The following is a 14,449-nucleotide window of genomic DNA, read 5'->3' as shown; positions in this document are numbered from 1 at the left end:
GAGCCTGCGTAATCCCCCTCACGGGGGGCGCGGGGTGGCCCGGGAGAGTCATGTCCGGGGGCCGGGGTGCGTTCCTAGCGTCGATGAGGCGGCACAAGCCGCCTTACCTCGGAGGACTCATCATGCGCACCACATCTCGGGCGATCCCGCGCCGGCTGTTGCCGGTGGCGGGCGCCACCGCCCTCGCCGTGGCGACCTCGGCCGCCGCCCTTGCCGGTCCGGGCGTCACCCCCGGTCACTACGCCGACAGCCTCGACCCTGGGGCGTCGGTCACGATCACCAAGACGGTCGAGACGCCGCCGATCCCGCCCCGGCCCGACATCGTGTTGATGGCCGACACCACCGGGAGCATGGACGGGAGCATCGCGAACGTCCGCACGAACGCCAGCGCCATCCTCAGCCAGATCCAGAGCGCCCAGCCGACCGCGCAGTTCGCCGTGGCCGAGTACAAGGACGAGAGCGACGGGGCCGACGTCTACCGCGTGGACCAGCAGCTGACCGGCAACGCCGCCGACGTCGTGACCGGGATCAACGCCTGGTCCGCCGCGGGAGGCGGGGACGCCCCGGAGGCCTGGATCGGCGCGCTCGGCCGGGTGCCCTCGACGATCGACTTCCGGCCGGACGGCACCCGGGTGCTGGTCATGTTCGGCGACGCCCCGAGCCACGACCCGTCGCTCGGCTTCACGCTGGGATCCGCCACCGCCGGCCTCCAGGCCGCGGGCATCCGCGTGATCGCGATCGACGTCGGCGACCTCGACATCGACGGCCAGGCGACGTACGTCACCGGCCAGACCGGGGGCACGCTGTCCGCCGCCGACCCGTCCGAGGTGGCCAGCACGATCCTCAGCGAGCTGCAGAACCTCCCCGCGGTCGTCACCCACGACACCACGTGCGACCCGGGCCTGACGCTCTCCTTCGACCACACGAGCCGGACGGTCACCTCGGGTGGGACCACGACGTTCGAGGAGACCGCCACCCTCGCCGGCGACGCGCCCCAGGGCAGCACCCTGAGCTGCACGACGCGGTTCCTGGTCAACGGCGAGCTCCCGGGACCGGAGTTCGTCCAGACCGTCGAGATCGCCGTCAACGACGTCACGCCGCCGGTCGTCACCGTCGAGAGCAAGACCGTCGAGGCCACCGGTCCCGACGGCGCCTCCACGACGTACGACGCCTCCGCGGTGGACAACGTCGACGGCCCGCTGGCGCCCACGTGCTCGCCGGCCTCCGGGAGCCTGTTCGGCCTCGGCGCGACCACCGTCACCTGCTCGGCGACCGACGCGGCCGGCAACACCGGCACCGGGACCGGCACGATCACGGTGGTCGACACCACCGCGCCGACCGCCGAGTGCCCCGAGGGACCCAACCCGGGCGGCCACGTGCCCGGCTCGCACAACCCGGACGGGTTCTTCGAGCTCACCTCCTCGGACGCGGTCGACGCGGCGCCGCAGATCTACGTCCGCGACACCGGCAGCGGCACGGTCTTCGGCCCCTACGCCGACGGCCAGCTGATCAAGTACACCGAGAACGGCGCCAAGCCGTCGGTGAAGCCGATGCCCGGCGGCATCCTGCACATCACCGGCACCGGTGACGCCGAGGTCTACGCGACGGACTTCAGCGGCAACCAGTCCGCCCCGACGGCCTGCCTGGTCCCGGCCCCGCCGAAGTAGCCCCTCACCACCCCGAGCCGGCGCAGCCTGTCAGGCTGCGCCGGCTCGCCGCGTCAGGTGTCGAGGAAGGCGCGGACCCGGTCGTGGTAGCCGGGCGGCTCGAGGAGGAACGAGTCGTGGCCGTACGGCGAGGAGAGCTCGGCGAAGTCGACGGGTACGCCGACGCGCTCGAGCTCCGCGACCAGGCGCTGTGACTGCGGGGTGGCGAAGCGCCAGTCGCTGTCGAAAGAGGTGACCTGGAAGCGCGTGGTCGCCGCCCGCAGCGCGTCGTCGGTGCCCGAGTCGCCGAACGGGTCGAAGTAGTCCAGCAGCCGGGTCAGGTAGAGGTAGGACAGGGCGTCGAAGCGGTCGAGGAACGTCAGCCCCTGGTGCTGCAGGTAGTGCTCGACCTCGTAGTCGGACTCCATCGTCCAGGCGTCGCCGGTCGAGCTGCGTGCTCGCCCGAACTTCGACTCCAGGGACTGCGCGGACACGTAGGTGATGTGCGCCATCATCCGGGCGACTTTCTGGCCGCGCCACGGGAAGACGCCGTGCTCGGCGTACCGGCCGCCGACGAAGTCCGGATCGTTCATGATCGCCTCCCGCGCCACGGCGGAGAACGCGATGTTCTCTGCGGTCAGCCGCGACGACGCGGCCACCAGCACGGCCCGCTCGATCGCGGCGGGGTCGTCGATCGCCCACTGCAGGACCTGCATGCCGCCGAGCGACCCGCCGATGCCGGCGTACAGGCGCTCGACGCCGAGGTGGCGCAGCAGCCGGCGGTGCACGGCGACGAGGTCGGTCATGTGCAGCAGCGGGAAGTCCAGGCCGTAGATCCGGCCGGTCGCCGGATCGGTCGACAGCGGCCCCGTCGTGCCGGAGCAGCCACCGAGGATGTTGGGCGAGATCACGAAGAACCGGTCGGTGTCGACCGGCCGGCCCGGGCCGATCATGTTGTCCCACCAACCGCGCTTCTTGGTGCCCAGGTGCAGCCCGGCGGCGTTGGCCGTGCCGGTCAGGGCATGGCAGACGAACACCGCGTTGTCGCGCGCCGGGGCGAGCTCGCCGTAGGTCTCGTAGGCGACCTCCACGTGGTCGAGGCGCCCGCCGCCGCGCAGGAGCAGCGGGTCGTCCTCGTCGGCGAGGACGACCCGCTGCGTCTCGACGTAGCCGAGGGTGCCGCTCACTTGCTGGCGGCGAGCGCCTGCTCCAGGTCGGCGACGATGTCCTCGACGTTCTCGATGCCGATGGAGAGACGCACCATGTCCTCGGGCACGCCGGCCGCCTCGAGCTCCTCGGGGGTGAGCTGGCTGTGCGTGGTGGTGGCGTTGTGGATCGCCAGCGACTTCGCGTCGCCGATGTTGGCGAGGTGGCTGAACAGCTGCAGCGACTCGATGAAGCGCTTGCCGCCGTCGCGCCCGGACTTCACGCCGAAGCTGACGAGGCCGCCGTACCCCTTGCCGGTGAACGTGCGGTCCGCGACCTCCTTGTAGGGGCTGTCCGGCAGGCCGGGGTAGCTCACCCACGACACGGCGTCGTGGCCCGCGAGGAACTCGGCGACCGCGAGCGCGTTCGAGCTGTGCCGCTCCATGCGCAGGTGCAGGGTCTCCAGGCCCTGGAGGAACAGCCAGGAGTTCAGCGGGGCGACGGCCGCGCCGGTGTTGCGCAGCAGCACCGTGCGGGCCCGGATGATGTACGCCGCCGGGCCGGCCGCCTCGGTCCACACCGCGCCGTGGTAGGCCGGGTCGGGCTTGGTCAGGCCGGGGAAGCGCTCGGAGTGGGCGGCCCAGTCGAAGCGGCCGGAGTCGACGATCACGCCGCCGATCGAGGTGCCGTGGCCGCCGATGTACTTGGTCGCGGCGTGCACGACGACGTCGGCGCCCTGGTCGAGCGCGCGGACGAGGTAGGGCGTCGGGGCGGTGTTGTCGATGATCAGCGGCAGGCCCTGCGCGTGGGCGGCCTCGGCCCAGGCGGGGATGTCGACGACGTTGATCTTGGGGTTGCCGACGGTCTCGCCGAAGACCAGCCGGGTCTTCTCGTCGACGTGCTGGGCCAGCTCCTCGGGCTTCTCGGGGTCGACGAAGCGGACCTCGATGCCGAACTGCGGCAGCGTGTGGGCGAACAGCGCGTAGGTGCCGCCGTAGAGGGTCGAGAGCGCGACGATGTTGTCGCCGGCGTAGGTCAGGTTGAGCACGGCGTACGTCGTCGCGGCCGAGCCGCTCGCGGTGGCGAGCGCGCCGACGCCGCCCTCGAGCTGCGTGATCCGCTCCTCGAAGACCGACTGGGTCGGGTTCATGATGCGGGTGTAGATGTTGCCCGGCTCGGCGAGCGCGAACAGGTTCGCGGCGTGCTCGGTGTCGTTGAAGACGTACGACGTGGTCTGGTAGATCGGCACCGCCCGCGCGTTGGTCGCGGGGTCGGCCTCTTCCTGGCCGGCGTGCACGGCCAGGGTCTCGGGGCGGTAGCTCATGGTGTCTCCTCGGGTGGCGGTCCTGGCAGCGTAAAGAGCAGTGGTCCCGTCGACTTTGAGCGTCCGCATGGTGAGAGACCGTCTCGAAATCTGGACAGTGGACCCGTTGGTTAATGATCGCTAACCTTGGCCGGGTGAGCCACATGAAGGAGCTGGTCGACGAGCTGCGCGAGCGGCTCGCGGCGGCGCGCCTCGGCGGCAGCGAGAGCGCCCGCGCCAAGCACACCGACCGCGGCAAGCTGCTGGTGCGCGACCGGGTCGACCGGCTGCTCGACCCCGGCAGCCCGTTCCTCGAGCTGAGCCCACTCGCCGCCGACGGGATGTACGGCGGTGGCGTGCCGTCGGCCGGTGTCGTGACCGGCATCGGCCGGGTGAGCGGCCGCGAGGTCGTGGTCGTCGCCAACGACGCCACGGTCAAGGGCGGCACCTACTACCCGATGACCGTGAAGAAGCACCTGCGCGCGCAGACGATCGCGGGCGACAACCACTTGCCGTGCGTCTACCTCGTCGACTCCGGCGGCGCGTTCCTCCCGATGCAGGACGAGGTGTTCCCCGACCGCGAGCACTTCGGGCGGATCTTCTTCAACCAGGCCAACCTGTCCGCGCGCGGCGTCCCCCAGATCGCGTCGGTGATGGGCTCCTGCACCGCGGGCGGCGCCTACGTGCCGGCGATGTCCGACGAGACCGTGATCGTGCGCAACCAGGGCACGATCTTCCTCGGCGGCCCGCCGCTGGTGAAGGCCGCGACCGGCGAGGTCGTGACCGCCGAGGAGCTCGGCGGCGGCGACGTGCACGCCCGCACGTCGGGCGTCGTGGACCACCTCGCCGAGGACGACGCCCACGCGCTGGCGATCGTGCGGTCGATCGTCGACACGCTGCCGAGGCACGGTGGTTTCGAGACAGGACTCCGTCCTTCCTCAACCACCGTGGCTGGCTGGGAGGTGCGGCCGGTCGAGGAGCCGCACGAGGACCCCTCGACCCTCTATGACGTCGTGCCCGCCGATACCCGCACGCCGTACGACGTGCGCGAGGTGATCCGCCGCGTGGTCGACGGCAGCCGGTTCCACGAGTTCAAGAAGCTCTACGGCGAGACGCTGGTGACCGGCTTCGCGCACATCTGGGGCCACCCGGTCGGCATCGTCGCCAACAACGGCATCCTGTTCAGCGAGTCGGCCCTCAAGGGCGCGCACTTCATCGAGCTGTGCAACCAGCGCGGCATCCCGCTGGTGTTCCTGCAGAACATCACCGGCTTCATGGTCGGCCGGGAGTACGAGAACGGCGGCATCGCCAAGGACGGCGCCAAGCTCGTCACCGCCGTCGCGTGCTCGGTGGTCCCGAAGTTCACCGTCGTCATCGGCGGCTCGTTCGGCGCCGGCAACTACGGCATGTGCGGGCGCGCCTACGACCCGCGGTTCCTGTGGATGTGGCCCAACGCCCGGATCTCGGTGATGGGCGGCGAGCAGGCGGCGTCGGTGCTCGCGACCGTGCGGGGCTTCGACGACCCGGCGGAGGAGGAGGCGTTCAAGGCGCCGATCCGCGAGCAGTACGAGACCCAGGGCTCCCCGTACTACTCCACCGCGCGGCTCTGGGACGACGGGATCATCGACCCCGCCGACACCCGCCGCGTGCTCGGCATGGGCCTCGCGGCCGCGGCGAACGCGCCGGTGCCCGCGCCCTCCTACGGCGTCTGGAGGATGTGAGACGCGCAGTGACGCGCGAGGGACGAGCGCGGCGCGTGGGCGCGGCCAGATTGAGCAAGCCCTGCGGCCGAGGGACGAGGCCGCAACGGGCGCGTCGAAATCCAATAGTCAGGCGGATCGAGGACCACGCATGAAGACTCTGCTAGTTGCCAACCGGGGCGAGATCGCGCTGCGGGTCATACGCACCGCCGCCCGCCTCGGCATCCGCACGGTCGCGATCTACTCCGACCTCGATCGGACCGCACCCCACGTCCGGGCCGCCGACGACGCGTTCCGGGTCGCGAGCTACCTCGACGTCGACGAGGTCGTCGCCGTGGCGAAGCGGGCCGGTGCCGACGCGGTGCACCCCGGCTACGGCTTCCTCTCCGAGCGGGCCGCGTTCGCCCGGGCGCTGGAGGCCGCGGGCATCACGCTCGTCGGGCCATCGGCCGACGTCATGGACGCGATGGGCCGCAAGGACGCGGCGCGCGAGATCGCGGTCGCCGCCGGGGTGCCGGTCGTCCCGTCGTGGGGTGGTTTCGAGACAGGCGCTAGCGCGCCTTCCTCAACCACCGACTATCCGGTGCTGGTGAAGGCCGCCGCGGGCGGTGGCGGCAAGGGCATGCGCATCGTCCGTGAGGAGGCCGAGCTCGAGGAGGCGAAGGCCGCGGCGGCGCGTGAGGCGCTCAGCGCGTTCGGCGACGACACGCTGCTCATCGAGAAGTACGTCGAGCGCGGCCGCCACATCGAGGTCCAGGTGATGGCCGACGCCCACGGCAACGTCGTGCACCTCTTCGAGCGCGACTGCTCGACCCAGCGCCGCCACCAGAAGGTCCTCGAGGAGGCGCCGGCCCCCACGATCACGCCCGAGGTGCGCGAGCTCGTCACCTCCAGTGCGGTCGCGCTCGCCGCGCACGTGGGCTACCGCAACGCCGGGACCGTGGAGTTCCTCCTCGACGACAGCACCGGCGAGGCCTACTTCCTGGAGATGAACACGCGGCTGCAGGTCGAGCATCCCGTCACCGAGGCCATCACTGGTCTCGACCTGGTCGAGCTGCAGCTCCGCATCGCCGACGGCGAGCCGCTGCCGATCACCCAGGCCGACGTAGGCGCCTCGGGGCACGCGATCGAGGCGCGGGTGTACGCCGAGGACTCCTTCGGCGGGTTCCTGCCCCAGGCGGGCCGGACGTCGATCGTGCGGTGGCCGCCGGACCAGCGCGTGGACCACGCGCTCGAGCCGGAGCAGGTCGTCAGCACGTCGTACGACCCGATGCTCGGCAAGGTCATCGTCCACGGCCCCGACCGGGAGACCGCGCGCCGGGCGCTCGTCGACGCCCTCGACCGGACCGCGATCCTCGGCCTGACGACCAACACGGGCTTCCTGCGCGCGCTCGTCGCGAGCGAGGAGTTCCGCGACGCGACGATCGACACCGCCTGGCTCGACCGGCACACCGTCCCTGCGCCCGATGACGAGCTGCCGCGGGTGTTCGTGGCGTGGGTCAGCGCGATGCTCGCGGCCGGCACCGATGCCGGGCAGCCGTTCCAGGCCGACGGCTGGCGCTCCGGCGCCGACCCGGCGCCCACGATCGTCGAGCTCGACCGGCCGGTCGTCGTCGACCGGCACGCCGGGCGCGTCGACGACCTGCCGGTCCGGCAGGTGTCGGCGGAGAACCACGTGCTGACCCTCGAGATCGACGGCCGGCTGCACTCGGCCGTCGTCAACGTCCAGCCGCACACCGCGGAGGTCGCGCTGCGCGGTCAGCGCTTCGTCTTCGACCGCCCCGACGTGTTCGGCGATCAGGCGGTCGACGTCGGCGACGGCGCGATCACCGCGCCGATGCCGGGCACCGTCCTCGACGTCCGGGTCGAGCCCGGCGCTCCGGTGGCTGCGGGCGAGGTGCTCGGCGTGCTGGAGGCGATGAAGATGGAGCTGAGCCTCAAGGCGCCGTTCGACGGTGTCGTGCGGCAGGTGCACGCCACGACCGGTGCCCAGGTGGCGCTGGGCGACCGGCTGTTCCTGGTGGAGACGGCGGAGGCCCCGGTGGAGATGGAGGACTGATGCGCACGCCCACGGTGATCCCCGCCCCGGGGCTGCCCGACCGGGTCACGATCTACGAGGTCGGGCCCCGCGACGGCCTGCAGAACGAGAAGGCGCTGGTGCCGACCGAGGTCAAGGCCGAGTTCGTGCGACGCCTCGTCGACGCCGGCCTGCCGATCGTCGAGGCCACCAGCTTCGTCCACCCCACGTGGGTGCCCCAGCTCGCGGACGCCGCGGAGCTGATCGGCCTGCTCGGACCGGCCGGTCGCGACTGCCCGGTGCTGGTGCCCAACGAGCGCGGGCTCGACCGGGCCCTGGAGCTGGGCGTACGCCACATCGCGATCTTCGGCTCGGCCACCGAGACCTTCGCCCAGAAGAACCTCAACCGGAGCCTCGACGAGCAGTTCGCGATGTTCGAGCCCACCGTGCGCCGCGCTCGCGACGCCGGCCTCGACGTGCGCGCCTACGTCAGCATGTGCTTCGGCGACCCGTGGGAGGGCGCGGTGCCGATCGAGCAGGTCGTCGGCGTCGGCAAGCGGCTCTTCGACCTCGGCGCCAGCCAGCTGAGCATCGGCGACACCATCGGCGTCGGCACCGCCGGCCACGTGACCGCGCTGGTCCGCGCCTTCGACGAGGCCGGGCTGGGCGCCGACCGGCTCGCGATGCACTTCCACGACACCTACGGCCAGGCGCTCGCGAACACCTACGCGGCGCTGCACGCCGGCATCACGACGTACGACGCCAGCGCCGGCGGCCTGGGCGGGTGCCCGTACGCCAAGAGCGCGACCGGCAACCTCGCCACCGAGGACCTCGTGTGGATGCTGAACGGGCTCGGCATCGAGACCGGCGTCGACCTCGAGGAGGTCGCCGCCACCAGCGTGTGGATGGCCGGCCACCTGGGCCGCCCCAGCCCCTCCGCCGTCGTCCGGGCGCTGGCCCCGTCCGCCCGCTGACCCCTCGTCCCCTCGCTTGTAACGCGGGGTTGTTGGATCTAGGAACCCCCTTACAACAGGGTCACCAGATCCGCTAACCCCGCGTTACAGCGGTGCGCGGGGGCTGCGGCACAATCGGCGCCATGAGCCGGAAGGTCTACCTGCACATCGGTGCGCCGAAGACGGGGACGACCTACCTGCAGGACCGGCTGGCGCTGAACGCCAAGACGCTGGCCGACCACGGGGTGCACCTGCCGACCGGCTCGCCGCTGGTCAGCCCCGGCCTGTTCCACTTCCGCGCGGCGCTCGACCTGCTCGGCCAGGACTGGGGCGGCCCGCCCGGGCACGCCGAGGGCAGCTGGGAGGCGCTGGTCCGCAGGGTCAAGCGGCGCTCGGGGACCGTGATCGTCAGCCACGAGATCCTGGCGCCGGCGGCTCCCGGCCAGGTCGCGCGCGCGATGCGCGACCTCGCCGGCAGCGAGATCCACATCGTCTACACGGCCCGCGACCTCGCGCGGCAGCTGCCGGCGGCCTGGCAGGAGAGCATCAAGCAGGGCCGGCGCTGGACCTACCGGCGCTTCCTGGACCGCTCGGAGAAGGGCCGCACCTGGTTCTACCGGGCCTTCGACCTGCCGCGGGTGCTCGGCACCTGGGCGGCGGGCCTGCCCCCCGAGCACGTGCACGTCGTGACCGTGCCGCACTCCCAGACCCAGCCGCGGGTGCCGGGTCCGACCCAGACCCAGCACGACGACCGGCTCTGGCTGCGGATGTGCGAGGTCCTCGGCATCGACCCCGCCTGGGCCCCGCTCGACAGCGACCGCTCGAACCGCTCTCTCGGGATGGCCGAGACCCAGGTGATCCGGCAGCTCAACCGGCGCATGGAGCGCTCGGCGCGGCGGGAGTCGACCTACGACGCGTTGATCCGTGACCTCCTCGCCCAGGGGGAGCTGGTCAAGCGCGCCTCCGCCGCCGTGCGGCTGCCCCCCGACCGCTACGACTGGGCCGAGGAGCGCGCCGAGCGCTGGATCGAGTGGATCGAGGGCAGCGGCGTGCACGTCCTCGGCGACGTGGCCGAGCTGCGCCCGGTGCGCCCGCCCGCCGACCAGGAGTGGCACGACCCCGACCGGGTCCGTGCGAAGCGGCAGCTCGCGACCGCGCTCGACGCCCTCGCCGCGATGACCCGCGAGGCGGCTCGCCGACCCGACCCGGAGCGGCAGCTCACCCACCGGGTCCGCGCCCAGGCGCAGCGGCTGCGCGGCGACTGAGGCTCAGGCCCGCGGCCGCCGGCGCAGCTCGCGGTCGGCGTACCGGCCGATGCGCCAGGTCGCGAGACCGTCCGCGCCCATCCCGAACGCCCCGCCGACGACGGGGGTACGCCGGGCGACGGTGATCGCCAGCCGCTTGCCGGCCACCCGGGTCACCAGGTCGGAGGTCACCTCCGCGGACAGCACCCGGTCGAGCTGCGGATCGTGCACCGGCGCTGTCGCGATCGCCATCGGTGGGGCCGGCAGCTTGCGCTCCTTGATCAGCCGGTCGACGGTGTCGCGGCCGAGCATGCAGGCCAGCACGGCGTTGCGGACCCGCGCGTCGTCGAGGTCGTAGCCGCGCAGGTGGGCGATCCCGGCGACCATCCGGGCCTGGACCAGTGCCAGGCCGGTGAGGTTCGCGGGGATCGCGAACGCCGCGGTGACCACGCCGCCGACGCCGGTCAGCAGCCCCTGGGCGCCGGCGTACCGGACGTGGTTCTCGATGACCTCGCGCACCGCGCGGTCGTGGTCGCCGTGCTGCTCGCGCAGCTGCTTGTCGGCGGCCTCCGCGGCGGGCGGCAGCGGCCCGACGCCGTGGATCGCGCGCTGGAGCGCCTCGCGGACGAACGACGCCGTCACGTCGGGAGCCAGGTGCGGCACCCGTGGGGCGAGGTGCTTGTGCACCAGGCGACCGGTGATCCCGCCGCTCCGGTTGGCGCTCATGGGCCCGATGGTACGGACCGGACGGCTACGGTCGACCCGTGCCCGTGCCGCCCGAGGAGCCGCCGCCGTCGCGCTGGGCGTTCGCGGACCCGCGCAGCGAGCCGCTCCCCGAGGACGACCTGGTCGCGATCGGGGCCGACCTCGAGCCCGGCACGCTGCTGGCGGCGTACCGCCACGGCCTGTTCCCGATGCCCGCGGGGGGACCGCGCGACCCGATGGCGTGGTTCTGCCCGCTGCGTCGCGGTGTGCTGCCGCTCGACGGGCTGCGGGTGTCCCGGTCGCTGCGCCAGGCGCGCCGACGCGCCGAGATCCGCATCGACACCGCCTTCGAGGAGGTGCTCGCCGGCTGCGCCGACCCGCGACGGCCCGGTGGCTGGATCGACGACGACATCCGCGCGGCCTACCTGCGGTTGCACGAGCTCGGCTGGGCGCACTCGGTGGAGGTGTGGCACGAGGGCCGGCTCACCGGGGGGCTGTACGGCGTGGCGATCGGCGGGCTGTTCGCCGGCGAGTCGATGTTCCACCGTGAGCGGGACGCGTCGAAGGTGGCCCTCGTCGGGCTGGTCGAGGTGCTCGGCGACGAGTGGGCCGCCGACCGGCTGCTCGACGTCCAGTGGCTGACGCCCCACCTGGCCTCGCTCGGCGCGGTCGAGATCCCGCGCGCGGCGTACCTCGGCGCGCTGCGCCGCGCGCTCGCGTTGCCGATCCCACAGGCGCTCGCCCTGTCCGAACCACCGGTCGGGGGTGGAGCATGAGGACGACGCCGGCGGACGGGGAAGCGCCGGCGCACCAACCGAGACGGGAGACGGACCCATGAGAGCACTACGGATCCTGGCGGGTCTGGCCCTGGCCGCCTCGCTCACCGCGTGCGGCGGCAGCGACGGGGGCTCGGGCAGCGCGGCGCCGGACGACGCGTCGAAGGACGACTTCTGCGAGGGCTTCAACGGACTCTTCGAGAAGGTCCTCGCCCAGGCCACCACCGGTGACTCCTCGGCGATGATCACGGCGCTCAAGGACTGGGCCGGCGACATGGAGGACATCGGTACGCCGAGCGACATGCCCGAGGACGCCCGTCGGGGCTTCGAGCTGTTCGTCGAGCAGGCCCAGAACCTCGACGAGGACGCCACCCTCGCGGACCTCGAGAAGCTCGGCGAGGACTTCAGCGACGCCGACCAGGCCGACGGAGAGGCGTTCAGCGCCTGGACCGAGGAGAACTGCCCGATCGACCTCCCGGGCCTGCCGAGCATCGACCCGTCCGACCTGCCCAGCATCGACCCGTCGGACCTGCCGAGCATGGACCCCTCGGACCTGGAGTCGATGATGTCCGACCTCGCCTCCGAGATGAGCGACCTGACGGCCAGCCCGTAGCGGCCGGGCTGCCGGGTCAGACGACCTGGGGAGGCCGGCCGGTCTCGCTCACCAACGCGCGTCCGGCCGCCTCCCACTCGACCAGTCCGCCGCTGAGGTTGACGGCGTCGCGGCCCTGCCGCTGGAGCCAGGCGACCGCCTGAGCGGAGCGTCCGCCGACGCGGCACACCACGAGCATCTGGGCGCTGGGCAGCTCGGTGTGGCGCAGGGGCAGCAACGACAGCGGGATGTGGACGGCGCCCTCGACGTGGCCGTGCTGCCACTCGGCGGGGTCGCGGACGTCGAGCACCACCAGGCCCTGGGGCAGGGGGTCGGGGACGCCGGCGACGGAGACGGTCGGGATCTGGTTCACCCGGACAAGGCTATTTCAGCAGCCTGCTGAGCCGGCGGTCGGCCAGGGGCTTGCCGCCGGTCTGGCAGGTGGGGCAGTACTGCAGGCTCGAGTCGGCGAACGACACCTCGCGCACCGTGTCGCCGCACACCGGGCAGGGCTGGCCGGTGCGGCCGTGCACCGCGAGGTGGGACTTCTTCTCGCCCTTGAGCTCGCTCGCGGCGAGCCCGCGGGACCGGTCGACCGCGTCGCCGAGGGTGGTGCGCAGCGCGTCGTACAGGATCTGCAGCTCGTCGTCGGTGAGGCCACCGGCCGGCTTGAACGGCGACATCCGCGCCGCGTGCAGGATCTCGTCGGAGTAGGCGTTGCCGATGCCGGCGATCGTGCCCTGGTGGCGCAGCACGCCCTTGAGCTGCTTGCGGCCCTCGCGCTCGAGGATCTCCCGGAACGCCTCGATCGTGAACTCGTCGGTCAGTGGGTCCGGCCCGAGGCTGGCGATGCCCGGGACGTCGAGCGGGTCGCGGACGACGTACATCGCGAGGCTCTTGCGGGTGCCGGCCTCGGTGATGTCCAGACCGGACTGGTCCTCGAGCACCACCCGGACCGCGAGCGTCGACTTGGTGCTGGGTTTGGGGGGTACGGCGGGGACCTCGTCGCGCCAGCGGACCCAGCCGGCGCGGGCCAGGTGCAGCACGAGGTGGAGGCCCGAGGCCTCGATGTCGAGGAACTTGCCGTGCCGGCCCACGTCGTCGACCAGCGTGCCCTCGAGCGCGCTCAGCGGCGGGTCGAACGTCTTCAGCGCGCTGAACGCCGCGACGTGGACCTTGGTGATGGCGTGGCCGTCCAACCGGCCCCGCAGGTCGAGGGCCAGGGCTTCCACCTCGGGCAGCTCGGGCACGCGACCGAGTGTAGGGCGGTGGGCCGACGGTCACCCGCGTGCGAGGCCGAGCGCGACGCTGAGCGCGACGAGCGCGACCAGCCCGGCCAGGCCCAGCGTGAGGGCGACGGTGGCCGCGATCCGCATGGTCCGGGTGTGGTCGATCTCGCCGGAGCGGTAGGCGACCGTGCGCACGATGCCGGCGGGCAGCGCGCCGAGGGTGACGATCAGCGCGACGCCCCAGGCGATCTCGAGGCTGCTCATGGGTCCCCGGTGCCCCGAAGCCGACTGCGCGAACCGGTGACACGGTTCGGCGCCGAGGAGCATCATGGAGACGTGCCCGCCGTACGCCCGCTCCCCGAGACGGGGTCGATCTTCCTCGACGCCCGCGGCGGCGACCGTGCGCTGCGGGTCTCCTGGCACCAGGAGTCCGGGCTCGTGGTGCTCTCGCTGTGGCGCGAGAACGTCTGCGCCGGCTCCTTCCGGCTGGCGATCGACGAGGTGCCCGAGCTGATCGAGATGCTCCGCGCCGGCCTGGTCCGCTCCTACGAGCAGGCCCGCGACCGCCTCGGCACGCCCGAGTCCGCCTGACCGACCTGGGCGATCAGCCAGACCCCGGAGGGCCACTTGTCAGCCAGAACCCGCACGACACGCCGTACCCCCCCGGCGTGTCGTGCGGGTTTCACCGGCCGGCCGGTGAACCCCGCCGGCGTGTCGCGCGTTGTCTACGGAATCGGCTAGACGGCCCGATACGGTCCTGAGCATGGATCCGATCCGCAACCCGTACGCCCCCGGGGCGGGCCAGCGGCCACCGGAGCTCGCCGGGCGCGACCGGGAGCTCGAGCAGTTCGAGGTCACGCTCGAGCGGGTGGCCGCCAACCGGCCGGAGCGCAGCATGGTGCTCTCCGGGCTGCGCGGGGTCGGCAAGACCGTGCTGCTCAACGCGCTGCGCGGCCAGGCCGTACGACGGGCCTGGGGCACCGGCAAGATCGAGGCGCGGCCCGACCAGGGGGTCCGGCTCCCGGTCGCCCAGGCGGTGCACGCCGCGGTCCGCGAGGTCGCGCACCGGCACCGCGACCCCGACCGCGTCGACGCGGTGGCCGGCGTACTCAAGAGCTTCGCGCTGCGCACCGGCGCC

Annotated in this window: 15 protein-coding genes; 9 read left to right on the top strand and 6 right to left on the bottom strand. The window is 72.7% G+C overall.

The genetic code is table 11. The features are described from left to right. The first annotated feature begins 122 nt into the window (after positions 1 to 122). The gene (locus tag VGD85_RS06800; RefSeq protein WP_331062688.1) at positions 123 to 1,667 is read left to right on the top strand and encodes a vWA domain-containing protein; all 1,545 of its coding nucleotides are present in this window, start codon (positions 123 to 125) and stop codon (positions 1,665 to 1,667) included. A 53-nt stretch (positions 1,668 to 1,720) separates the two neighbouring features. Here VGD85_RS06800 and metX read toward each other — a convergent pair whose 3' ends face one another. Continuing rightward, on the bottom strand, positions 1,721 to 2,833 hold the full coding sequence (gene metX, locus VGD85_RS06795) for a homoserine O-acetyltransferase MetX (RefSeq protein ID WP_331062687.1): 1,113 nt from the start codon (positions 2,831 to 2,833) through the stop codon (positions 1,721 to 1,723). Continuing rightward, positions 2,830 to 4,116 carry an O-acetylhomoserine aminocarboxypropyltransferase/cysteine synthase family protein gene (locus tag VGD85_RS06790; protein ID WP_331062686.1) on the bottom strand — a complete coding sequence of 429 codons (1,287 nt, stop codon included), beginning with the start codon at positions 4,114 to 4,116 and terminating at the stop codon, positions 2,830 to 2,832. Before VGD85_RS06790 ends, metX begins: the two co-directional genes overlap by 4 nt. Positions 4,117 to 4,229: 113 nt before the next feature. Between VGD85_RS06790 and VGD85_RS06785 the strand changes: the two genes are divergently transcribed. The 4 genes from VGD85_RS06785 to VGD85_RS06770 all read left to right on the top strand — a co-directional run bounded on the left by VGD85_RS06785 (position 4,230) and on the right by VGD85_RS06770 (position 10,030). Then, positions 4,230 to 5,816: a carboxyl transferase domain-containing protein gene (locus VGD85_RS06785; RefSeq protein WP_414690770.1), complete on the top strand. Its 1,587-nt coding sequence runs from the start codon at positions 4,230 to 4,232 to the stop codon at positions 5,814 to 5,816. Positions 5,817 to 5,946: 130 nt separating this feature from the next. Then, the gene (locus VGD85_RS06780) at positions 5,947 to 7,854 is read left to right on the top strand and encodes an acetyl/propionyl/methylcrotonyl-CoA carboxylase subunit alpha (protein ID WP_331062685.1); all 1,908 of its coding nucleotides are present in this window, start codon (positions 5,947 to 5,949) and stop codon (positions 7,852 to 7,854) included. Further along, entirely contained in the window at positions 7,854 to 8,786 is a 933-nt protein-coding gene (locus VGD85_RS06775) for a hydroxymethylglutaryl-CoA lyase (RefSeq protein ID WP_331062684.1), read from the top strand. Before VGD85_RS06780 ends, VGD85_RS06775 begins: the two co-directional genes overlap by 1 nt. Positions 8,787 to 8,908: 122 nt before the next feature. Next, positions 8,909 to 10,030, top strand: coding sequence for a hypothetical protein (locus VGD85_RS06770; RefSeq protein WP_331062683.1), 1,122 nt, complete (start codon positions 8,909 to 8,911; stop codon positions 10,028 to 10,030). A gap of 3 nt (positions 10,031 to 10,033) precedes the next feature. Here VGD85_RS06770 and VGD85_RS06765 read toward each other — a convergent pair whose 3' ends face one another. Continuing rightward, entirely contained in the window at positions 10,034 to 10,735 is a 702-nt protein-coding gene (locus VGD85_RS06765; protein ID WP_331062682.1) for an EcsC family protein, read from the bottom strand. 38 nt (positions 10,736 to 10,773) lie between these two features. On the opposite strand from VGD85_RS06765, the gene aat reads away from it, so the two are divergent. Then, positions 10,774 to 11,490 (top strand): leucyl/phenylalanyl-tRNA--protein transferase, encoded by a 717-nt coding sequence (aat, locus tag VGD85_RS06760; protein WP_414690769.1) that lies wholly within the window; start codon positions 10,774 to 10,776, stop codon positions 11,488 to 11,490. A gap of 58 nt (positions 11,491 to 11,548) precedes the next feature. Then, on the top strand, positions 11,549 to 12,103 hold the full coding sequence (locus VGD85_RS06755; RefSeq protein WP_331062681.1) for a hypothetical protein: 555 nt from the start codon (positions 11,549 to 11,551) through the stop codon (positions 12,101 to 12,103). Between the two features lie 16 nt (positions 12,104 to 12,119). Here VGD85_RS06755 and VGD85_RS06750 read toward each other — a convergent pair whose 3' ends face one another. Genes VGD85_RS06750 through VGD85_RS06740 form a run of 3 tightly spaced genes read right to left on the bottom strand, consistent with a single transcriptional unit; the run spans position 12,120 to position 13,575 of the window. Then, positions 12,120 to 12,455 (bottom strand): rhodanese-like domain-containing protein, encoded by a 336-nt coding sequence (locus tag VGD85_RS06750; protein ID WP_331062680.1) that lies wholly within the window; start codon positions 12,453 to 12,455, stop codon positions 12,120 to 12,122. A gap of 10 nt (positions 12,456 to 12,465) precedes the next feature. Next, positions 12,466 to 13,332: an Fpg/Nei family DNA glycosylase gene (locus tag VGD85_RS06745; protein ID WP_331062679.1), complete on the bottom strand. Its 867-nt coding sequence runs from the start codon at positions 13,330 to 13,332 to the stop codon at positions 12,466 to 12,468. A 30-nt stretch (positions 13,333 to 13,362) separates the two neighbouring features. Next, positions 13,363 to 13,575 (bottom strand): hypothetical protein, encoded by a 213-nt coding sequence (locus tag VGD85_RS06740; protein ID WP_331062678.1) that lies wholly within the window; start codon positions 13,573 to 13,575, stop codon positions 13,363 to 13,365. Positions 13,576 to 13,647: 72 nt separating this feature from the next. On the opposite strand from VGD85_RS06740, the gene VGD85_RS06735 reads away from it, so the two are divergent. Together VGD85_RS06735 and VGD85_RS06730 are read left to right on the top strand one after the other, a co-directional pair. Continuing rightward, complete coding sequence (locus VGD85_RS06735) at positions 13,648 to 13,902, top strand: hypothetical protein (protein WP_331062677.1); 255 nt, start codon at positions 13,648 to 13,650, stop codon at positions 13,900 to 13,902. Between the two features lie 172 nt (positions 13,903 to 14,074). Continuing rightward, positions 14,075 to 14,449: ATP-binding protein (locus VGD85_RS06730; protein WP_331062676.1), on the top strand; the 375-nt coding region annotated here is incomplete at its 3' end.

The sequence above is a fragment of the Nocardioides sp. genome, assembly GCF_036401255.1.
In the GTDB taxonomy this organism is placed as follows: domain Bacteria; phylum Actinomycetota; class Actinomycetes; order Propionibacteriales; family Nocardioidaceae; genus Nocardioides.
The sequence above is the reverse complement of the archived record's forward strand: the minus strand, read 5'-3'. Positions and strand labels throughout refer to the sequence as shown.